The 18,880-nt window shown below is 66.1% G+C and carries 22 protein-coding genes, 1 tRNA gene, 1 pseudogene and 1 riboswitch; of the genes and pseudogenes, 13 read left to right on the top strand and 11 right to left on the bottom strand.

Features of this window, described 5'->3' with window-relative positions; genetic code table 11:
- Positions 1-18: 18 nt before the first annotated feature.
- A riboswitch (guanidine-I (ykkC/yxkD leader) is annotated at positions 19-128 on the top strand.
- Between the two features lie 81 nt (positions 129-209).
- The 9 genes from ACMVY4_RS02205 (at position 210) to ACMVY4_RS02165 (ending at position 7,910) form a co-directional block, all read left to right on the top strand.
- The gene (locus tag ACMVY4_RS02205; RefSeq protein WP_416898572.1) at positions 210-1,274 is read left to right on the top strand and encodes a putative urea ABC transporter substrate-binding protein; all 1,065 of its coding nucleotides are present in this window, start codon (positions 210-212) and stop codon (positions 1,272-1,274) included.
- A 74-nt stretch (positions 1,275-1,348) separates the two neighbouring features.
- Complete coding sequence (locus tag ACMVY4_RS02200; protein WP_416898571.1) at positions 1,349-2,170, top strand: ABC transporter permease; 822 nt, start codon at positions 1,349-1,351, stop codon at positions 2,168-2,170.
- On the top strand, positions 2,167-2,991 hold the full coding sequence (locus ACMVY4_RS02195; RefSeq protein ID WP_416898570.1) for an ABC transporter ATP-binding protein: 825 nt from the start codon (positions 2,167-2,169) through the stop codon (positions 2,989-2,991). Before ACMVY4_RS02200 ends, ACMVY4_RS02195 begins: the two co-directional genes overlap by 4 nt.
- Positions 2,903-4,177 (top strand): agmatinase family protein, encoded by a 1,275-nt coding sequence (locus tag ACMVY4_RS02190; protein WP_416898569.1) that lies wholly within the window; start codon positions 2,903-2,905, stop codon positions 4,175-4,177. Before ACMVY4_RS02195 ends, ACMVY4_RS02190 begins: the two co-directional genes overlap by 89 nt.
- Before the next feature lie 187 nt (positions 4,178-4,364).
- Positions 4,365-4,835, top strand: a complete 471-nt coding sequence (locus tag ACMVY4_RS02185) for a hypothetical protein (protein WP_416898568.1) — start codon at positions 4,365-4,367, stop codon at positions 4,833-4,835.
- Between the two features lie 87 nt (positions 4,836-4,922).
- Positions 4,923-5,732, top strand: coding sequence for a UDP-2,3-diacylglucosamine diphosphatase (locus ACMVY4_RS02180; protein ID WP_416898567.1), 810 nt, complete (start codon positions 4,923-4,925; stop codon positions 5,730-5,732).
- Positions 5,733-5,875: 143 nt separating this feature from the next.
- Positions 5,876-6,898, top strand: a complete 1,023-nt coding sequence (locus ACMVY4_RS02175; protein WP_416898566.1) for a glycosyltransferase family 4 protein — start codon at positions 5,876-5,878, stop codon at positions 6,896-6,898.
- Positions 6,883-7,629, top strand: a complete 747-nt coding sequence (locus ACMVY4_RS02170; protein ID WP_416898565.1) for an aldolase — start codon at positions 6,883-6,885, stop codon at positions 7,627-7,629. The genes ACMVY4_RS02175 and ACMVY4_RS02170 overlap by 16 nt, the downstream gene beginning before the upstream one ends.
- 14 nt (positions 7,630-7,643) lie before the next feature.
- Positions 7,644-7,910, top strand: coding sequence for a hypothetical protein (locus tag ACMVY4_RS02165; protein WP_416898564.1), 267 nt, complete (start codon positions 7,644-7,646; stop codon positions 7,908-7,910).
- Between the two features lie 163 nt (positions 7,911-8,073).
- Here ACMVY4_RS02165 and plsY read toward each other — a convergent pair whose 3' ends face one another.
- The 6 genes from plsY to ACMVY4_RS02135 form a co-directional block, all read right to left on the bottom strand.
- Positions 8,074-8,709 (bottom strand): glycerol-3-phosphate 1-O-acyltransferase PlsY, encoded by a 636-nt coding sequence (plsY, locus tag ACMVY4_RS02160; protein ID WP_416898563.1) that lies wholly within the window; start codon positions 8,707-8,709, stop codon positions 8,074-8,076.
- Between the two features lie 156 nt (positions 8,710-8,865).
- Complete coding sequence (gene pyrC / locus ACMVY4_RS02155; protein WP_416898562.1) at positions 8,866-9,921, bottom strand: dihydroorotase; 1,056 nt, start codon at positions 9,919-9,921, stop codon at positions 8,866-8,868.
- Positions 9,806-10,144 (bottom strand): hypothetical protein, encoded by a 339-nt coding sequence (locus ACMVY4_RS02150; RefSeq protein ID WP_416898561.1) that lies wholly within the window; start codon positions 10,142-10,144, stop codon positions 9,806-9,808. Before ACMVY4_RS02150 ends, pyrC begins: the two co-directional genes overlap by 116 nt.
- 31 nt (positions 10,145-10,175) lie before the next feature.
- Positions 10,176-11,135: an aspartate carbamoyltransferase catalytic subunit gene (locus tag ACMVY4_RS02145; protein ID WP_416898560.1), complete on the bottom strand. Its 960-nt coding sequence runs from the start codon at positions 11,133-11,135 to the stop codon at positions 10,176-10,178.
- A gap of 72 nt (positions 11,136-11,207) precedes the next feature.
- Positions 11,208-12,416, bottom strand: a complete 1,209-nt coding sequence (locus ACMVY4_RS02140; protein WP_416898559.1) for a serine hydrolase domain-containing protein — start codon at positions 12,414-12,416, stop codon at positions 11,208-11,210.
- Entirely contained in the window at positions 12,413-12,628 is a 216-nt protein-coding gene (locus ACMVY4_RS02135) for a YdcH family protein (RefSeq protein ID WP_416898558.1), read from the bottom strand. The genes ACMVY4_RS02140 and ACMVY4_RS02135 overlap by 4 nt, the downstream gene beginning before the upstream one ends.
- 131 nt (positions 12,629-12,759) lie before the next feature.
- Here ACMVY4_RS02135 and ACMVY4_RS02130 point away from each other — a divergent pair, with 131 nt between their 5' ends.
- From ACMVY4_RS02130 to ACMVY4_RS02115, 4 genes and pseudogenes are all read left to right on the top strand, one after another.
- A complete protein-coding gene (locus ACMVY4_RS02130) occupies positions 12,760-13,374 on the top strand; it encodes a TIGR02444 family protein (RefSeq protein WP_416898557.1) in 615 nt (204 codons plus the stop codon).
- Positions 13,375-13,491: 117 nt separating this feature from the next.
- Entirely contained in the window at positions 13,492-13,665 is a 174-nt protein-coding gene (locus tag ACMVY4_RS02125) for a DUF465 domain-containing protein (protein WP_416898556.1), read from the top strand.
- A gap of 112 nt (positions 13,666-13,777) precedes the next feature.
- Positions 13,778-14,320, top strand: a pseudogene (locus ACMVY4_RS02120) (phosphotransferase); the annotation flags it as partial.
- Positions 14,229-14,792 carry a phosphotransferase gene (locus tag ACMVY4_RS02115; protein ID WP_416898555.1) on the top strand — a complete coding sequence of 188 codons (564 nt, stop codon included), beginning with the start codon at positions 14,229-14,231 and terminating at the stop codon, positions 14,790-14,792. The pseudogene ACMVY4_RS02120 and the gene ACMVY4_RS02115, both read left to right, overlap by 92 nt.
- 26 nt (positions 14,793-14,818) lie before the next feature.
- Here the strand turns inward: ACMVY4_RS02115 and ACMVY4_RS02110 are convergent.
- The 5 genes from ACMVY4_RS02110 to ACMVY4_RS02090 all read right to left on the bottom strand — a co-directional run bounded on the left by ACMVY4_RS02110 (position 14,819) and on the right by ACMVY4_RS02090 (position 18,754).
- Positions 14,819-14,894, bottom strand: a tRNA-Ala gene (locus ACMVY4_RS02110).
- 122 nt (positions 14,895-15,016) lie between these two features.
- Positions 15,017-15,487, bottom strand: a complete 471-nt coding sequence (locus ACMVY4_RS02105; protein WP_416898554.1) for a TIGR02300 family protein — start codon at positions 15,485-15,487, stop codon at positions 15,017-15,019.
- A 98-nt stretch (positions 15,488-15,585) separates the two neighbouring features.
- Positions 15,586-16,352 (bottom strand): IS5 family transposase gene (locus ACMVY4_RS02100; protein WP_416898553.1). Its coding sequence is split into 2 segments (ribosomal slippage): positions 15,586-16,028 and positions 16,028-16,352, totalling 768 coding nucleotides; the frame shifts between segments, so codons are not numbered across the junction.
- A gap of 78 nt (positions 16,353-16,430) precedes the next feature.
- Positions 16,431-17,489 (bottom strand): sulfotransferase family protein, encoded by a 1,059-nt coding sequence (locus tag ACMVY4_RS02095; protein WP_416898552.1) that lies wholly within the window; start codon positions 17,487-17,489, stop codon positions 16,431-16,433.
- Positions 17,486-18,754 carry a lipopolysaccharide biosynthesis protein gene (locus ACMVY4_RS02090; RefSeq protein WP_416900238.1) on the bottom strand — a complete coding sequence of 423 codons (1,269 nt, stop codon included), beginning with the start codon at positions 18,752-18,754 and terminating at the stop codon, positions 17,486-17,488. Before ACMVY4_RS02090 ends, ACMVY4_RS02095 begins: the two co-directional genes overlap by 4 nt.
- Positions 18,755-18,880 lie beyond the last annotated feature (126 nt).

Raw genomic sequence — 18,880 nt, 5'->3', positions numbered from 1 at the left:
GGGGTTGCGACCATGGCTGCAATGGGCGGCTAGGGTTCCGGCCGGAACGACATCCGGCGCTGGTCCGAGAGCCGCCATCCCGGCCCATGACAGGCCGGGACACACGGCGGGACAAAATCCCGGGAGGTCTCAAACGACGGCGTGCATGCCGGACGAAAGAGCCTCTGTCTCATTCTCCGGCGGGCCGAGGGGCGTAACAGGAGAGAGACATGAAACGTATCGCAACCATGATCGCCGCGGCGGGTATCGCCGCCATCGGGCTGACCGGCCCGGCGCTGGCGGAAAAGAAGGACAGCTTCAAGGTCGCCTGGTCGATCTATGTCGGCTGGATGCCGTGGGGCTACATGTCCGACAGCGGCATCATGAAGAAATGGGCCGACAAGTACGGCATCTCGGTCGAGATCGTGCAGATCAACGACTACATCGAGAGCATCAACCAGTACACGGCCGGCGGCTTCGACGGCGTCTCGGCCACCAACATGGACACGCTGTCCATCCCGGCGGGCGGCGGCATCGACACCACGGCCCTGATCGTCGGCGACTTCTCCAACGGCAATGACGCAGTGCTGGTGAAGGGCGACAAGTCCTTCGCCGACCTGAAGGGCACGCCGATCAATCTGGTCGAGCTGTCGGTCTCCCATTACCTCCTCGCGCGCGGGCTGGAGAATGCCGGCATGGCCGAGGCGGACATCTCGGTGGTCAACACCTCCGACGCCGACATGGTCGCGGCCTTCGCCTCGCCCGACGTCACCGCGGCGGTGACCTGGAACCCGCTGGTCTTCACGATCATGGAAATGCCGGACGTGAAGAAGATCTACGACAGCAGCGATATTCCCGGCGAGATCATCGACCTGATGGTCGTGAACACCGAGACGCTGGCCGACAATCCCGACTTCGGCAAGGCGCTGGTCGGCGCCTGGTACGAGACCATGACCCTGATGGCTGGCAACACCGAAGAGGCCAAGGCCGCACGGTCAGCGATGGCGGCGGCTTCGGGCACGGACCTCGCCGGCTACGACGCGCAGCTGGCGACGACCAAGATGTTCTACGACCCGGCCGACGCCGTGGCCTTCACCAAGGACGCGCAGCTGATCCAGACCATGGATTTCGTCCGCAAGTTCCTGTTCGACCACGGTATTCTGGGCGAAGGCGCGCAGAGTGTGGACGACATCGGCATGGCCTTCCCGGGTGGGAAGACGCTGGGCGACACGGGCAACATCAAGTTCCGCTTCGATCCCGGCTACATGGAAATGGCTGCCGAAGGGAAGCTTTGAGGCCATAGAAACCGGCGCGGCGCCGACCTGCCCGGCGCCGCGCCGAGTTTCCCCGAACCGAGTCTGCCAGACCCATGCGCCTGATCAATCTCCGCCCCTCGCGCAGCACGCTCGTCCTTCTGGCGATGCTGCCCTTCGTCCTGACGGTTCTGGCCTATGTCGTCGGGTCCGATATCCGCCGTGCGGATAACCCCAGGGACAAGCTGCTGCCTGCGCCCGCCGCCGTGGTCGAGCGGGCGGCGGAAATGGCGACCGAGCCTGACCGGCGCAGCCAGACGATCCTGCTCTGGGCGGACACCTGGGCTAGCCTGCAGCGTCTGGCCATCGGCGTTGGCGCGGCCGCCGCGCTCGCTCTCGTGCTCGGCCTGGTCATCGGATTGCTGCCGATCGCGCGGGCGGGACTGGCGTCCTATGTCGCCTTCCTGTCGCTCATACCACCATTGGCGTTGTTGCCCATTCTCTTCATTGTCTTCGGGCTCGGCGAGACGTCGAAGATCGTCCTCATAGCCATTGGAATCACACCGTTTCTGGTCCGCGACCTGTCGCAACGCGTGCTGGAGATCCCGCAGGAGCAGCTGGTGAAGGCGCAGACACTGGGGGCCAGCACCTGGCAGATCGCGATCCGCGTGGCGCTGCCGCAGATCGCGCCCCGGCTGGTGCAGGCGGTGCGGCTGTCGCTCGGCCCGGCCTGGCTGTTCCTGATCGCCGCCGAGGCCATCGCGGCGCAGGAAGGGCTCGGCTACCGCATCTTCCTGGTCCGCCGGTACCTCGCCATGGATGTGATTCTCCCCTATGTCTGCTGGATCACGCTGCTGGCCTTCGCGATTGACTGGAGCCTGAAGCGCCTGTCGGAACGCGCTTTCGCCTGGGCCCATGCGGAAGGGGAAAGCCTGTGAGCCAGGTTGAGATCATCAATGTTTTCAAGGACTACGACCGAAATCCTGTGCTGGAGCATGTGGAGGCGGACATCCCGTCGGGTGAGTTCTGCGCCATCGTCGGCGCGTCCGGCTGCGGGAAATCCACCTTTCTGCGCATGCTCTTGGCGCAGGAACTTCCCACGCAGGGTGAGATCCGGATCGGCGGCAAGGCGCCCGCGCGGGAGCCGGGGCCCGACCGTGGCGTCGTTTTCCAGCGCTATTCTGTCTTTCCGCACATGACGGTACGGGACAATCTTATGTTCCCGGGTGAGCTTCAGGGCTCGAAGTTCTTCGGCCGTCTGTTCGGTCCGGCGAAGAAGAAACTGGCCGACGAGGCCGACCGGGTGCTGGAACGAATCGGATTGTCGCACATGGCCGATGCCTGGCCCAGCCAGCTCTCCGGCGGCATGCAGCAGCGGCTCGCCATCGGCCAGGCGCTGGCGCGGCGGCCCGAGGTGTTGCTGCTGGACGAGCCGTTCGGCGCGCTCGATCCGGGCACGCGCAAGTCCATGCACGCCTTCCTGCTGGATCTTTGGCGGGAGACCGGCATGACCATCTTCATGGTCAGCCACGACCTCTCGGAGGCCTTCGAACTCGCAACGCGGGTTCTGGTCTTCGACAAGCGCCGCTGGGACCCCCAGGACCCGGCACGCTACGGCGCGACCATCACCTACGATTTCAAGCTCACCGAAAAGAAATGGAAGGCTCCCGATGTCCCTGCCTACGGACCGCCAAACCAGGAACCACCGGCCCTCGCGCCGGACAGCCCCGACGGAAAGCCGGCGCCAGCACCATCCTGACCTGACCAAGCTGCTCGGCTGGAAGGCCATGCGCGCCGAGGCGGACATCCCCGGCGCGGAGTGGGACAAGGAACGGCGCTGGGCGCTGCGCATGGGCCTGACCGCCGCCGATTCCATCGAGGACCGCTCGATCCCCACCTTCGCCCGCGGCGAGCTGCCCCACTATGCCGGCATCAACACCTTCCTGAAGGCCCCGTATTCCGAGGATGTTACCGAGTGCGGCCTTTACGACGCGACGGTGCTCGGCGCGCCCTTCGACGGCGGCACCACCTACCGGCCCGGCACCCGTTTCGGACCCCAGGGCATCCGCAAGATCTCGGCGCTCTACACGCCCTACAACTACGAACTTTCGGTCGACCTGCGCGAGCAGATGAGCCTCTGCGACGCCGGCGACATCTTCACCATCCCGGGCAATATCGAGAAAACCTTCGACCAGATCAGCCGCGCCTGCGCCCATGTCTTCTCGTCGGGTTCGATGCCGATCATCCTGGGCGGCGACCATTCGATCGGTTTTCCGACGGTGCGCGGAATGGCCGAATGCACCTCGAAGACGATCGGCATCGTCCATTTCGACCGCCACGCCGACATCCAGGAAAAGGACCTGGACGAGCGGATGCACACGACGCCGTGGTTCCACGCCACCAACTTGCCGAACGTGCCCGCCAAGAACCTGGTCCAGATCGGCATCGGCGGCTGGCAGGTGCCGCGCGAGGCGGTCGCCGTCGCCCGCGAGCGGGAGACCAACATCATCACCATGTCGGATGTCGAGAAGTTCGGTCTCGACAAGGTCGCCGAGATGGCGCTGGAGATGGCCTGGGACGGCGCGGACATGGTCTACATGTCCTTCGACATCGACTGCATCGACTGCGGCTTCGTGCCCGGCACCGGCTGGCCGGAGCCCGGCGGCTTCCTGCCCCGCGAGGCGCTGTCGCTGGTCTCCAAGATCGCCGCGGAGGGCCTCTGCGGCATGGAGATCGTCGAGGTCTCGCCGCCCTACGACACCTCCGACATCACCGCGCTGATGGCGACCCGCGTGATCGTGGATGCGCTGGGCTCCATGGTCGCGGCAGGCAAGATGGGCGCTCACAGGGAGCTGGTCGACAAGCCGGTCACCTTCGAGAAGGGCGACTATGACGAGGCCCGGGACGGCCGGCGCTGGAGCACCAGCGCCGTCGCAAAGGACTAGTCGGAGGTCTCGATCGAGAGCCTCCCCCTGGCAGGGGGAGGCCGGCGCGCAGCGACGGGTGGGGGTTGGCTGCGCCGGTGGAAGAATGGCAGGCGCCTGCTCTGCTCCCACCCCCCACCCAACCCTCCCCCCTCGGAGGGGGAGGGCATACTCAGACCGGATCAGACGCCGGGAGGACGAAAGAAAAATGCCGCACGATCATCACGGCCACTCGCATTCGCATGACCATCATCACCACAGCCATGACGACCACACGCACGGTCCCGGCCACAACCACGACCATGCCGCGCCGATGCATCTGCATTCGCACATGGACCCGGAAGACCGCGCGGCCGAACTCGCGGCGCTGACCGAGCAGTTCATCGAGGGCTTCAAGGCGGCGTCCGACAAGGCGAGCTATCTCCGGCTGTCCGGCGTGCCGCTGGAATGGCCGAGCCCCAGCGGGGGGAAGCCTTTGAAGCTGGTCGATCTCAGCATCGAATCGGCCTGGCAGCTGGCGGCGGCCTCGCCGGGCTTCGGCGGCGGCGAACTCAACCACATGATGTTCCCGGGCAGCATGATCGACGAACGGATCAACTGCCGGCTGACCTATGTCTCGCTGACCGAGCGTGAGGATGTCGATCTGCGCGAGCTTCTGGCGGCGCGTCTGTCGGACTGACGGGCGTCCGGTTTCTGCCGGACATGTCACGAATCAGAAACACGCACTATGTATTGCCTCGCCAAAGGGGCAGTTCAGAGGTGAGTCATGAGTGCGACGGGCAACGTAAACTGCCGCACGGTCTTCATTTCCGACATCCATCTCGGAACCCGCGGTTGCCAGGCCGAGTTGTTGCTGACCTTCATCAAGAGTTTCGAAGCCGAGAAGATCTACCTGGTCGGCGATATCGTCGATTGCTGGGCCCTGAAGCGGGGCTGGTACTGGCCGCAGAGCCACAATGACGTGGTCCAGAAGCTGCTGCGCCAGGCGCGCAAGGGCGTGAAGATCATCTATATCCCCGGCAATCACGACGAGGCCTTCCGCGACTATGTCGGCACCCATTTCGGCGGCGTCCAGGTGAAGCTCGACGACGTCCACGTGACCGCGAACGGCAAGCGCTTCCTCGTCACCCACGGCGACGCCTTCGACGGCGTCGTGCTGTATGCGAAGTGGCTCGCGCTGCTGGGCGACTGGTCCTACAACATGGCCATCCGCCTCAACACGGTCATCGCCCGCATCCGGGCGCGGCTCGGCATGCCCTACTGGTCGCTGTCGGCCTATCTGAAGGCCAAGGTGAAGAACGCGGTCCAGTTCATCGACAATTACGAGAAGACGGTCGCTGACGAGGCGCGCCGCCGCAAGGTCGATGGCGTGATCTGCGGCCATATCCATCACGCCGAGATCCGCGACATCGACGGCATCACCTATGTGAATGACGGCGACTGGGTGGAAAGCTGCACCGCGGTGATCGAGCGCCACGACGGCGAACTGGAAATCGTCCGCTGGACCGACCGCATTGCCGAATCCTTCGCCGAGAAGCGCCGCGCCGCCAAGGCCAAGGCGCCGCACGCGGCCTGACTATCTCGCACATACCGGCGGGTCGCGTCCCGGGCTTGACCCGAGACCCATTCCGGGGTCTTTCCGCCAGCGATGGCGCAACCGGTATCGCTCAGGCATGGGCCCCGGATCAGGTCCGGGGCAACGGCGCGGAAATGTGGGCGATGAAGATCGCTCTCGTCACCGACGCCTGGCTGCCGCAGGTCAACGGCGTCGTGCGCACCTGGGGACGGGTGGTCGAGGAGTGCGAGCGGCTGGGCCATGAGGTGCTTGTCATCGCGCCGCGCGACTTCCGCACCGTGCCGCTGCCGACCTATTCGGAAATCCGGATCGCCGTCGGCGCGGGCCGCAAGGTGCGCCGGATGCTGGACGAATTCGCGCCCGACGCCGTGCATGTCGCGACCGAGGGTCCGCTGGGGCTGGCCGCCCGCAGGCATTGCCTGAAGCTCGGCTGGCCGTTCACCACCAGTTATCACACCAAGTTCCCCGAATATGTCTCGGCCCGGTTCCCGGTGCCGCTCAGCTGGGGCTATGCCGCCGTCCGCCGCTTCCACAGGCCGTCCAGCGCCGTGCTGGTCGCGACCCCGACGATCCGTCGCGAACTGGAGGCGGAAGGCTTCGCCAACATCGCCGACTGGACCCGTGGCGTGGACACCGATCTGTTCCGCCCCGACGGCCCGAAGGCATGGGAAGGCGAGGGGCCGCTTTTCCTCTATGTCGGCCGCGTCGCAGTGGAGAAGAACATCGGCCAGTTCCTCGATCTCGATCTGCCGGGGACAAAGGCCGTCGTCGGCGGCGGCCCGCAGCTGGACGAACTGAGACGCGACCACCCGGACGTCCTGTTCCCCGGTCCGAAGTTCGGCGAGGAACTGGCAAGCTGGTATCGCAGCGCTTCCGTCTTCGTCTTCCCCAGCCGGACCGACACCTTCGGCCTGGTGCTGCTGGAATCGCTCGCCAGCGGCGTGCCGGTCGCGGCGCTGCCCGTCCCCGGACCGCTGGATGTGGTGGGGCGCGACGGGCCGGGCGTGCTGGATGAAGACCTTGGCAAGGCGGCGCTGGAAGCGTTGACCATCGATCCCGCTGTCTGCCGGAAACACGCCATGCGCTTTTCGTGGGAGGCGACGGCGGCTATCTTCCTGCAGAACCTTGCCCGGATCGAAAGGACGCCGCCATGGACGAAGCCCTGAGAGAACAGCGCATCGATCTCGCCTGCGCCTTCCGCTGGGCGGTGAGGCTGAACCTGCATGAAGGCGTCTGCAATCATTTCTCGCTGGCCGTGCCGGACGAGGACGGCGTCATGCGCGGCAACCGCTTCCTGATCAATCCCTATGGCCGGCACTGGTCGGAGATGACCGCGTCGTCGCTGCTGCTGGTCGATGCCGACGGCGATGTCCTGGAAGGCGAGGAGGAAGTGGAGACCTCGGCCTTCACCATCCATCGCGGTGTGCATCTGGCGGCGCCCCAGGCCGTCTGTGTGATGCATACCCACATGCCGCATACCACGGCGCTGACCCTGCTGAAGGACAGCGAGCTGAAGATGTGCGAGCAGAACGCGCTGATGTTCCATGACCGCATCGCCTATGACGAGGAATACAACGGCCTCTCGACGGACAATGCCGAAGGAGAACGCATCGCCTCGAAGCTGGGCAACCGCGCGGTGCTGATGATGGCGAGCCACGGCGTTACCGTGACCGGCGCCAATGTCCGCGAGACCTTCACCGACCTTTACTATCTGGAGCGGGCCGCGACCTTCCAGGTCCTGGCGCGATCGACCGGCGGCGAGCTGCGTGAGCTTTCCGGCGACGTCGTCTCGAAGACCTCGGCGCAGATGACCGAGGAACGGCCGATCCTCGCCGAACGCCATTTCGCCGCGCTCCGCCGCATCCTCGAGCGCGAGGAGCCGGCGTTCCTGAACTAGCCGCGATGATTGTCATGGACCGGCCGCGCCGGCTGCCGGATGGCCGGCTGACGGCGCATCTGCTTTCCGACCGGCCGGGCGAGGACGGCTACCGGGAGCTGCTGCCGGTGGCGCTGGCGCTCGGCTGCCACCCGGTCTTCCTGCAGTGTCTCGGCACCTACAAGGAACATTTCGACCTGATGGGACCGCTCCGTGTGAATGCGGCGCTGGCGCATCCGGAAATCGAGACCGTCAGCTGGCGGCGCATGGCGGACATCCTGAAGTCGAAAAAGGGCGGCTGACTGCGCCGAAGACGGTCGACCGGGTGGTCACCCCCGATGGCCCGATGGGCCACTCGGGGGTCCGGAGCGGCTTCGCCGCCTGTCCCATGACTCGACCGGATGCCCGCGCAAGGCGGGCATGACCTTTGGCGGAGGCCGGTTTCCCGATCTGACCGGGCGGAGGCTAGTCCTTCTTCTTCGCGCCGATCTTCGATTCCTCGCCCTTCACCAGCCGCTGGATGTTTTCGCGGTGGCGCAGCCAGACGATGGCGGCCAGCAGGACCGCCATCTCCATGTAGAGGTGACCGTAGAAGTACCAGGCGTAGACCGGCGTCGCTGCGGTCGCGATCAATGCGGCGAGCGAGGAGTAGCGGGTCAGCACCGCGACCAGCAGCCAGGTGGCGCAGGCCGCCAGCCCGGCGAAGAAGTTCACCGCGAGTGCGATGCCCAGAAAGGTCGCGACGCCCTTGCCGCCCCTGAATCCAAGATAGACCGGAAACAGATGGCCCAGGAACGCGCCGATGGCGGCGAGCACCTCGGCGCTGGGGCCATAGAGATGCCAGGCGATGGCCGCGGCCGCGGCGCCCTTGCCGCCGTCCAGGATCAGCGTTGCCAGCGCGATGTCCTTGCGGCCGGTGCGCAGCACGTTGGTCGCGCCGATATTGCCCGAACCGATCTTGCGCACATCGCCGAGGCCGACCGCCTTCGTCAGCAGCAGCCCGAACGGGATCGAGCCGAGCAGGTAGCCGACCACGAGGCAGCCGAGCAGCTGGGGGACGCCAAAGGCTTCCTGGATGACGATGAAGAGGTCCGAATACATGGGCTCAGACTGCCGACAGGCGAAGTCGATGTCGATATAGCATCGTCATGCTCCCACCCGCAGCGGGACTTGATCCCGCTGCCCAGTCCTGAAGTGATGGGCGCGCCGGGATGCCCGACTGGGTCCCGGGATCAAGTCCCGGGACGGACGGGTTGTTCAGCTCTCGACGCGGCGGACGAAGACGGTGTGGCCGTCGACGACGGTGCGGACGGCGTGGCCCTGCAGCGGGCGCTCGTCGAAGGGCGAGTTCTTCGACTTGGAGCGGAACTTCTTGGAATCGACGATCCACGGCGCCGCCGGATCGAACACCACCAGATCCGCCGGCCGTCCGGGCTCCAGCGCGCCGCTTTCCAGACCCAGCAGGCGGGCCGGATTGCAGGTCATGCAGGCGAGCACGGTCAGCAGCGGCACGCCCTCGCTCATGTGCAGCTGCAGGCCCAGCGCCAACATGGTCTCCAGGCCGACCACGCCATGGGCGGCGCGCTCGAAGGTCTGGCGCTTGGCTTCCGGGTCTTCCGGTGTGTGCTGGGACGAGATCACGTCGATGGTGCCGTCGCGGATCGCCTCGACCACGGCCCGGCGGTCGTCCTCGGAGCGAAGCGGCGGCGAGACCTTGGCGAAGGTCCGGTAGCCGTTCACCTCGTGCTCGTTCAGGGTGAAGTAGTGCGGGGCGGTCCCGCAGCTGACCTTCAGACCCATCTGCTTGGCGCGCCGCACGGCGTTGAGCGATTCGGCGGTGGTCAGGTGCGCGGCGTGGTAGCGCCCGCCGGTCAGCTCGACGAGCCTTATGTCCCGCTCGACCATGATGGTCTCGGCCGCCGACGGGATGCCGGTCAGCCCCAGCCGTGTGGCCAGCGCGCCGGCATTCATGACGCCGCCGGCCAGCGACGGCTCCTCGGCATGCTGGACGATCAGGGCGTCGAAGGCCGTGGCGTAGCTGAGCGCGCGGCGCATGACGTTGGCGTCGGCGATCGCACGGTCACCATCGGTGAAAGCGACGGCGCCTGCGGCCTTCAGCAGGCCGAACTCGGTGATCTGCCGCCCTTCCATATCCTGCGTCGCCGCCGCGAAGGGGCGGATATGAACGTCGGAGCCCTCATTGGCGCGGCGCAGCACGTATTCGACCAGGGCGACATTGTCGATCACCGGATCGGTGTTCGGCATGGTGCAGAGTGTTGTGACGCCGCCGGCCCGCGCGGCGGCGGCCGGCACTCTCGAAGCTTTCCTTGTGCTCCGCCCCGGGCTCGCCGATCACGGCGTGCATGTCGATAAGGCCGGGGGAAATGCAGAAACCGGCGATGTCGACCACCTCGGTGCGGTCCGGCGCGCCCTTGGGGAAGATGTTCGGCCCGACGGCGGCGATGCGGTCGTCCTCGATCAGTACGTGTCCGGTCTCGTCCCGGCCCGACTGCGGGTCCAGAACGCGGCCGTTCATGTATGCGATGCGGTGTTGCGGCATCTTCCGGCTACCCGTTGCCCTGTTGCGGCGTCAGCAGCTGCAGCACAGCCATGCGGACGGCAACGCCCATCTCGACCTGTTCGCGGATGACGCTGCGGTGGATGTCGTCGGCGACATCGGTGTCGATCTCGACGCCCCGGTTCATGGGGCCGGGATGCATGATCAGCGCATCCGGCTTGGCGCAGGCCAGCTTCTCGTGGTCCAGGCCGTAGTAGTGATAGTACTCGCGCACCGACGGCAGGAAGGCACCGGACATCCGCTCCCGTTGCAGCCGGAGCATCATCACGACATCGACGTCCTCGAGCCCTGCCCGCATGTCGGTATAGGCCTCGACGCCAAGCTGCGCGACGGCGGTCGGCAGCAGCGTCGGCGGCGCGATCACGCGCACACGGGCGCCCATCGTGTTCAGCAAATGGATATTCGACCGGGCCACGCGGCTGTGGGCGACATCGCCGCAGATCGCCACGGTCAGGCCCTCCAGCCGGTTCAGGCGGCGGCGGATGGTCAGCGCGTCCAGCAGTGCCTGGGTCGGGTGTTCGTGCTTGCCGTCGCCGGCATTGACCACGGCGCAGTCGACCTTCTGCGACAGCAGCGCCACCGCGCCGGAGTCCGGATGCCGCACCACCAGGATGTCGGGGTGCATGGCGTTCAGGGTCATCGCCGTGTCGATCAGGGTCTCGCCCTTCTTGGTCGACGAGACCTCGGTGTTCATGTTGATCACGTCGGCGCCGAGGCGCTTGCCGGCCAGCTCGAAGGAGGTCAGCGTCCGGGTCGAGTTCTCGAAGAAGAGGTTGATCTGCGTCCGCCCGGACAGCGCGTCGCGGCGCGGCCCGCCCTTGCGGTTGAAATCGACATAGCCTTCGGAGAGATCGAGGATGCGCTCGATGTCGCCACGGGAAAGAGACTGCATTCCCAGCAGATGCCGGTGCGGGAACGGCAGGTCATTGGACAGCGCGGCTTCGGTCATTAAAGCCGGCACAATAGGCAGCAGCGGCGGCAGTGCAAGCGCGTAAATGACGCGCCCGGCAAGCGGTCCGGATCAGGCCGCCGGACGCCAGCCGCCGCCCCGGATTTCCATGCCGCCGAGGCTCTTGTAGACCGCATCGACCAGCGCCTGTCCGCGGTCGTTCAGCAGCAGGCCGTCGCCCATCCGGTTCATCGTGTAGCCGAAGCTGATTCGATTCGCGGGATCGGCGAAACCGAGCGAGCCGCCGGCGCCGACATGGCCGAACGCCTCCGCGCCCATGATCGCGCCTTCCACGTTCAGCGCGCGATGGTCCATCGACTTCATGAAGCCCGGCCCGAAGCGGACCGGGATCTGAAGGGTGGCGTCGCGGTTGCTGGCGGCAGAGACCTCGGACATCGTGGCCAGCGTGTCCGCGCCGACCAGTTCGACGCCGTTCCAGGCGCCGCCATTGGCGAAGGGCCGGTACATCAGCGCCAGTCCCCGGCCATTGGTGATGCCGCCCGCCCCGCCCAGTTCGGCCGCATGGCCTTCCCGGGTGTTGCAGCCATGGGCCAGGAAACCGCCGGAATTGAACAGGAAGAGGTGCGGGATCGAACCCGGCTGGTTCATGCCGACTTCCAGAAAGAGCGGCTGCGGATCGCCCGGCTGATGGCGGCGGAAGATCATCGGCGCCACACGCGGCTCGATCTCCTCGGGCAGGCCGATCCAGAAATCGATACCCAGCGGCCCCGCGATCTCGTCGCGGAAATACGCGCCGAGCGACTTGCCGGAGGCCCGCCGAACCAGTTCGCCAACGGTCCAGCCGAAGGTCAGGCCGTGATAGCCGCCGCGTTCGCCCGGCTGCCAGAACGGTTCCTCGTCCGCCAGCCGCTGGCACATGTAGTCCCAGTCATAGATGCCGCCGGACTTCAGCTTCTCGCGGATCACCGGCACGCCGACGGTGTGATCCAGCATCATCCGCACCGTCGCTGACGCCTTGGCGCCCCGGCCGAATTCCGGCCAGATCTCCGATACCGGGGTGGCGAGGCTGAACGCGCCCTTCTCGATCAGGTGATGGGCGCAGATCGCCGTGGCGCCCTTGGTGGCGGAGAAGACGATGGAGACCGTGTCCTCGTCCCAGTCCCGGCCCGTCTTCTGGTCGGCCACGCCGCCCCAGAGATCGGCAACCACCTCTCCATCGACCGTGACGCAGCAACTGGCGCCGATCTCGCCGCGGCTCTCGAAATTCTCCCGGAACGCCTTCTCGACCGCCTCGAAGCCGGAACTGACCTGCCCCTTCACGCGATGATGTCCGGCGACAGCATGGCTTCCAGGCGGCAGATCTCGTCCTTCAACTGCAGTTTTCGCCGCTTCATGCGCTGCATCTGGAGATCGTCATAGGAACCCTTTTGTCCGAGGGCTTCGATGGCGGCATCCAGATCGTTGTGCGTCAGCTTGAGTTCCGCCACCCGTTGTTCAACGGCGTGCCGGCTCTCGCCCGAGACCTCGGTCATGCCCACTCTCCCGCTTTGCGTCATCCGGACCTTCTGGCATAGTCCCGCAACGCAATCCCGTCCGGCCGTCATGGTAGCACGGTGCGGGGGCGCATCAAATCGAACGACCGACGAAGGGCTGATCCCGTTCCATGGCCGTCTTTTCCGCCGGCGTGTTTCCCCCGAACGATCTCTGGGACTTTGCGACCCGGCTCTATGCCAGGGGGCGGGCCAAGGACGCCTGCCTGTCGTTGCAGGATCGCAACGGCCTCGACGTCAATGTCGTCCTGTTCTGCTGCTGGGTCGCCTCAAGCGGGCGCGGCACCTTCAGAAGCGGCGAACTGGAGGCGGCGCTGGAGGCCGTGAACCGCTGGCGCGGGCATGTCATCCAGGTCCTTCGCGACCTGCGTCATGAACTGAAGGACGGCGTTCCGCCGGCGCCGAAGCCATTGTCGGACGATCTCCGCCGCGTGGTCGTCGAGTGCGAACTGCATGCGGAGCATGTCGAGGTCCTGATGCTGCACAAGTCGATGGCGCGCTCGGGCACGGGCACCTTCGATCCCGTCCAGCAGCTGGAAGACAATGTCGCCAATCTGCTGCGGTATCTGACCCTGGTCGGCGTCAAGCCGGAAGCCGACGTGCTTGCCGATCTCTCCGCAGTCCTTGCGGCGGGCTTTCCGGACGAATCGATGCAGCGGATCGAGACCACGGCGGCCGGCATGGCCTTCCGTCTGGGCGCCGGAGATGCAGGCGTTCTGGGCGGCTGAAGGCTCGTTCCGCTTTCACCCTTGAAGTGACCCTGCGACAGGCGCAGGATTACAACTTGATGACAGCCTTCTCATGGCTGCCACGTCACCCGAAACCTATCTCAAGGGGAGAAAGACGTGAGTTCACAACCTTCACTGGAACAGCTGCAACGGAAACACGCCGACCTGGATGACAGGCTGCATCGCGAAGAGACGCGGCCCATGCCGGACGACGCACTGATTACCCGTTTGAAGAAGGAAAAGCTGCTGTTGAAGGACGCGATGGCCGAATTGATGCGTAAGGCTGCGTGACCGTCTGTCTGCGTAACGCGTGAAATCACGCCGGGAGGTCCAGGAGGCGCCCCGGCACAAGAAACGGCGAAGGCCCTGTCCCAATGGCGGGGCCTTCTGTATTTTCGGAACCATGATGGGGGAGGAAGAACTGGCCGCGGCTCTGGCGCGGGCGCTGTCGCGCCGCCGGAACGCGTATATTTCCGTCGAGGGGCTGACGCGGCTGTCCGCCGGCGCCTCGCGTGAGGCCTATGCGTTCGATGCGGTGGACGAGGATGGCGGTAGACGGCCGCTGATCCTGAAGCGCGACCCGCCGGGCGCCGAGGTGCCGGAGGATCCTGACGACAACCGGTTCGGCGCGAACCGGCCGACCGAGGCGGCGATACTCGACATCGCCTGGCACGCCGGCGTGCCCGCGCCGGAAATGATCTTCCTGGCCGATGAAGAAGACGGTATCGGCGCGGCCTTCGTTATGGAGGCCCTGAGCGGCGAGACCCTGCCGCAGAAGATACTCCGCGATCCGGAACTGGAGGCGGGGCGTGAGGCGCTGCCCCGGGATCTCGGCGCGGCCCTGGCGCGCCTGCATGCCATCCCGCTGGAGAAGGCCCCGTTTCTCAGGACCTTCACGCTGGACGATCACCTGGACGCCTTCCGCAAGGTGCTGGACGAATACGGCCATCCGCAGCCCGGATTCGAATACGGGCTGCGGTGGCTGGAGGCGCGCCGGCCTGGCCGACGAACCGCCGGTCTTCGCCCATGGCGACTACCGGATGGGCAACATCATGGTCGATGGGCGGGGCCTCGTGGGCATTCTGGACTGGGAGGTCGGCCACCGCGGCGACCGCTATGTCGATCTGTCATGGCCTTCGGTCCGGGCCTGGCGCTTCGGCCGCGACGCCACGCCGCTCGCGGGCGTCGGCCAGCGTGAGGACTTCTACCGCGCCTACGAGGAAGCCGGCGGTGCGCCGGTCGACCGCGCGGCCGTGCACTACTGGGAGGTTCTGGGCACGCTGCGCTGGGGAATCATGTGCATGACCATCGGCCAGCAGTTCACGTCAGGCCGCGAACGCTCGGTCGAGAAGGCCGTGATCGGGCGCCGGGTCGCCGAGACGGAGCTCGACTTCCTGTCGATGCTGGACCCGCTCTAGGGGATTTCCGGAACGTCCGGGGAAGGTGGTGGAGCCAGGCGGAATCGAACCGCCGACCTCTTGAATGCCATTCAAGCGCTCTCCCAACTGAGCTATGGCCCCGTCACCTTGTGCGATGACGCCGGACTTCTGAACGGGGCGTTGGGCCGCCCGTCCGGCTGCGGAGGCGGTTTGTATTCAAGCCTCCGGACGATTGCAAGTCCGCAATTCAGAGCGCCGCGAAACTACTTGTCGTCGTCCTCGTCGTCGTCTTCGTCATCATCGTCGTTGCTGTCGTCATCATCATCGTCGTCGTCTTCCGCGCCGGCCTTCCGCTTGTCGAGGATCTCGGCGTCGCCCTCGGAGAGGTCCATGGGCTCGTCATCGTCGTCCTCGTCGACGTCGGGCGTGCCGGTGTCGTCGTCATCATCATCATCGTCGTCATCGTCGTCGGCGAGCAGCGCATCATCGTCGTCGTCATCGTCGAGGAGCACGTCGTCGTCATCGTCGTCGACTTCGTCCTCCTTCTCCTCCTTCTTCTTCGGCGCGGCCTTCTTCACCTTCTCGTCCGGCGTCGGACGGCGCTGCTTGAAGACGACAACGGGCTCGTTCTCCTCGCCGCATTTCGGGCAGATGAGCTCAGACTTGCCCATGTCGTAGAACTTGATCCCGCAACTGGTGCAGGTGTGCTTGGTGCCCCATTCGGGTTTGGCCATGACCATCTGGCTCCGCAGAAAATGTGTCCCGGGTCGGGAGAACGTCGAAGGCGGGTGAATAGCCAAGGCCGCCCCTGCCTGTCAAAGCCTCTTTCGGCCTAGGACGCGGACTCATAAGCGCGCAGCCATATTCGGGTTGAAGCGATGAGGACGGCTGCGAGGTAGTTTCGGGCGGATTTCTCGTAGCGTGTTGCGATCTTCCGGAAGTGTTTGAGTTTGTTGAAGAAGCGCTCGACGACATTGCGTCGGCGGTAGAGCGCCGGATCGACGCTGCGCTGGACCTTGCGGTCGCGCTGGGTGGGAATGTGGCCGCGACCGCCCTGCGCCGCGATCAGGTCCAGCACGGCCCGGGCGTCATAGCCCCGGTCGGCCACCACGTCGCCCGTCGCCGGATGGGCGGCAAGGAGTTCCGCAACAGCCGCCTTGTCGGAGGCCTGGCCCGGGCTGAGCACCAGCGCGACCGGCAGGCCGCGCTCGTCGACCATGGCGTTGATCTTGGTGCTCAGTCCTCCACGAGAACGGCCAATGGCGTGATCCGCGCCCCCTTTTTGCCGGAGGCGGCGTGCTGGTGGGCGCGGATGATGGAGCTGTCGATGAACTGCATCGAATCCGGCGATTTCCTGGCCAGCGCTTCGAAGACCCGCACCCAGACGCCCGCCTTCGCCCAGCGGTTGAAGCGGTTGTAGACCGTGGTGTGCGGGCCATAGCGCTCCGGCAGGTCGCGCCAGGGCGAGCCGGTGCGCAGCACCCAGAAAATGCCGTTGAGAACCCTGCGGTCATCCACCCGGGGAACGCCCCGCGGCTTGTTCGGGAGCAGCGGCTCGATCAGCTCCCATTCGAAATCGGTCAGATCAAAGCGCGCCATTCCGGACCTCCTGCGATTCACCCACCAGAGTGAATCACCCAAAGAACCGAAACAGAATCCCCTTTATGGGTTCAGAACCTAGGCGCGCCATCGATAGAGCACGACGCGGATCCGCCAGAACAGCTTGCCCGAGCGTGCGTAGCGTACCACGTTGCCCAGCCGGCGGCCGGCGGTGCGCAAAGCCAGCCCGGCCCGCGCCATCGCGACGGCCATCCGCCCGGCCCGGCGGACCGCTTCACGGTCGGCGGCATATCCCTTCTTCTCCAGCATGTCGCCGGCGCCCTGCTGGGTCAGCGCGATCTCGATATCCGAGAGTTCCTCGCGCCACGCCTCGATACGGTCGGCTCGCGGCTTCTTCAGCAGGTTCTGGTGCAGGTGGCGCTGATCCTCGGGGATCTTCGAGAGATAGGCTTCGCCGTCGAGTTCACCCGGATCGGTCAGCGGCGGCAGATCCTTGCGCCTGACGAAGTCCCGGATCGACTGCATGGTGGCGTCGTGGTCGGTAATCAGGTCCTCGTAGCGGACTTCCATCAGATCGTCACCGGCCACACGGTCGACGCGCCCGGCATTCGCCGCCCAGCGCTTCGCGGCGTCATAGGGGTCCTCGTTCATCGCGCGGGCGGTGTAGCTGCCGATCGACTGCTTCTGGCTGCCGAAGACGCCCCGCGGGTCGCGGATGATGTGGAGATACTTCGCCGAGGGGATCTCCCGGCGCAGCCGCGCGATGTGATGGGTCAGCCGCGTGCCCTTGACCAGGTAGTAGGGCACATCCAGCCCGTCGAAATGCAGGTCGAGGACCTTGCGCAGGATCATCTCGAACTTCGCCGGGCGGGTGAGCACCTCCAGTCCGAAACGCAGCGTCTTCCGGTCGATGTTCCACCGAGCGAACTTGTCGTCGCCGAAGAAGGTGTCGACCACGCGGTCGATATCGGCTTCCTCCCGGATTTCCGGCCCGGTCTCCAGCAGATCGGCAAAGGCCTCGGTCTCGATGGTGACGGCGACTTCCTCGTGCAGGTCCAGCCGGCTGGCAAGGAAGGTCGAGCCCGAGCGGTTCTCGTACATCAGGAACACGATCTGCCGCTCGCCGAGCGGCAGCGGGAAGCTGTCGATCTTCTCGTTCGTGACGGGGTCCCTCATCGGCGGCGGAGCATAGCCATCAAAGCGCGCGGCGTCAGCGTCCGCGGGTCCGGCAGCGACAACGCGCCCGTCAGGCGCCAGGCCAGCAGCGTGTGCAGCGCCATGCGGCCGGTGATGGTCAGCGCGGTGACCATCGCCACGCCTGTCGCCCCGTGGTCCTCCACCACCAGGATATTGGCGACGACATTGATCACGACGGCACCGATGGTCAGCGCGCTCATCAGGTTCTGGTGCCCGGTCATCTGCAGCATCATGCCCGGACTGCCGACCACGGCGCTGACGGTCTGCCCGGCGGCGAGGATGATCAGGATCAGCGCGGCCTCGCCATAGGGCGCGCCGAACAGCAGGTCCAGCAGCGGCTCGGCGAACAGAAGGATCAGGATGAAGACCGGCACCGAGACGACGGTCGACCAGGTCGCCGCGGTGCGCGCCATGCGTTCGAAATCGGCCAGCCGGCCCTCGGCGTGCAGTGCGGCGAGCAGCTGCGGCAGCGCCAGATTGATCACCGACAGTGCAAAGATGACCAGGTTGGTCACCCGCATCGCCGCGCCGTAGAGCGCGACTTCCGTGGCCTCGCGGTAGGCCGACAGGACCCAGACATCGGTCGCCTTCAGCACCAGCGCGCCGGACGAATGCAGCAGCATCGGCGCAGACAGGATGGCGAGATGCTTTGGTCCGAAATCCTCGGTGTCCGGCGGTCCGCCGGCATTGTTCCGCACGAAGCGCAGGCAGATCGCCATTGCGACCAGCGCCATGAAGGCCGAGGCCGCGGCGTAGATCTCGACCACCGCCCAGGGCCCCGTATTGATCCCGGCGAGCAGGGCGCCGAACAGCGCGGCGAAGGCGAGGCCCTCGCGCGGCGCGCTGAGCAGCAACGCGCCGGCCCTGATGCGTCCGACGCCGCGCAGGAAGGCCGAGGCGATTTCCTCGGCCGAGCGGGTGAAGACGATCAGCAGGATCAGCCCCGCCATCAGCCAGCCCAGTTCGCGGCGGAACAGATCGGCTTCCATCCAGGACCAGAGCCCGAAGAAGACCGCCGCCATCACCAGCGCGACCAGGACGAAGATCAGCGCCGTCGCCTTCAGGATCGCGCGCGCCCGGTCCCATGCCCCCGCACCGCCGGCGATGCCGGCCAGCTTGGTAACGCCGGTCTGCATCCCGAAGCTCTGGATCATGGCGCCGACGGCGACGATCTGGGCGAAGACGGTGTAGAAGCCGAAATCCGCCGGGCTCAGCAGCCGCGTCAGCACCATGGCGACGGCGATGTTCAGAATCCCCAGCGATGCCCGGTTGATCAGGCCGAACAGGGCACCCAGTCTGAGGCGCCGGCCGTGACGGTCCGGAGGGGCTATGGCTGTGTCTCCCTGAACAGGCGTTGGCCGAAAGGCTTA

The sequence above is a fragment of the Minwuia sp. genome, from assembly GCF_048007105.1.
Lineage (GTDB): Bacteria > Pseudomonadota > Alphaproteobacteria > Minwuiales > Minwuiaceae > Minwuia.
This window is presented reverse-complemented; position numbering and strand designations above follow the sequence as displayed.

Excerpts from the sequence above, each read along its gene's own strand:
- ACMVY4_RS02190 (WP_416898569.1), top strand. The coding sequence starts at position 2,903 with ATGTCCCTGCCTACGGACCGCCAAACCAGGAACCACCGGCCCTCGCGC.
- ACMVY4_RS02175 (WP_416898566.1), top strand. The coding sequence starts at position 5,876 with ATGAAGATCGCTCTCGTCACCGACGCCTGGCTGCCGCAGGTCAACGGC.
- ACMVY4_RS02185 (WP_416898568.1), top strand. The coding sequence starts at position 4,365 with ATGCCGCACGATCATCACGGCCACTCGCATTCGCATGACCATCATCAC.
- ACMVY4_RS02095 (WP_416898552.1), bottom strand. The coding sequence starts at position 17,489 with ATGAGGGACCCCGTCACGAACGAGAAGATCGACAGCTTCCCGCTGCCG.
- ACMVY4_RS02170 (WP_416898565.1), top strand. The coding sequence starts at position 6,883 with ATGGACGAAGCCCTGAGAGAACAGCGCATCGATCTCGCCTGCGCCTTC.
- ACMVY4_RS02200 (WP_416898571.1), top strand. The coding sequence starts at position 1,349 with ATGCGCCTGATCAATCTCCGCCCCTCGCGCAGCACGCTCGTCCTTCTG.
- ACMVY4_RS02130 (WP_416898557.1), top strand. The coding sequence starts at position 12,760 with ATGGCCGTCTTTTCCGCCGGCGTGTTTCCCCCGAACGATCTCTGGGAC.
- ACMVY4_RS02180 (WP_416898567.1), top strand. The coding sequence starts at position 4,923 with ATGAGTGCGACGGGCAACGTAAACTGCCGCACGGTCTTCATTTCCGAC.
- ACMVY4_RS02105 (WP_416898554.1), bottom strand. The coding sequence starts at position 15,487 with ATGGCCAAACCCGAATGGGGCACCAAGCACACCTGCACCAGTTGCGGG.
- ACMVY4_RS02205 (WP_416898572.1), top strand. The coding sequence starts at position 210 with ATGAAACGTATCGCAACCATGATCGCCGCGGCGGGTATCGCCGCCATC.
- ACMVY4_RS02165 (WP_416898564.1), top strand. The coding sequence starts at position 7,644 with ATGGACCGGCCGCGCCGGCTGCCGGATGGCCGGCTGACGGCGCATCTG.
- ACMVY4_RS02145 (WP_416898560.1), bottom strand. The coding sequence starts at position 11,135 with ATGACCGAAGCCGCGCTGTCCAATGACCTGCCGTTCCCGCACCGGCAT.
- ACMVY4_RS02135 (WP_416898558.1), bottom strand. The coding sequence starts at position 12,628 with ATGACCGAGGTCTCGGGCGAGAGCCGGCACGCCGTTGAACAACGGGTG.
- ACMVY4_RS02115 (WP_416898555.1), top strand. The coding sequence starts at position 14,229 with ATGCCATCCCGCTGGAGAAGGCCCCGTTTCTCAGGACCTTCACGCTGG.
- plsY (WP_416898563.1), bottom strand. The coding sequence starts at position 8,709 with ATGTATTCGGACCTCTTCATCGTCATCCAGGAAGCCTTTGGCGTCCCC.
- ACMVY4_RS02150 (WP_416898561.1), bottom strand. The coding sequence starts at position 10,144 with ATGAACGGCCGCGTTCTGGACCCGCAGTCGGGCCGGGACGAGACCGGA.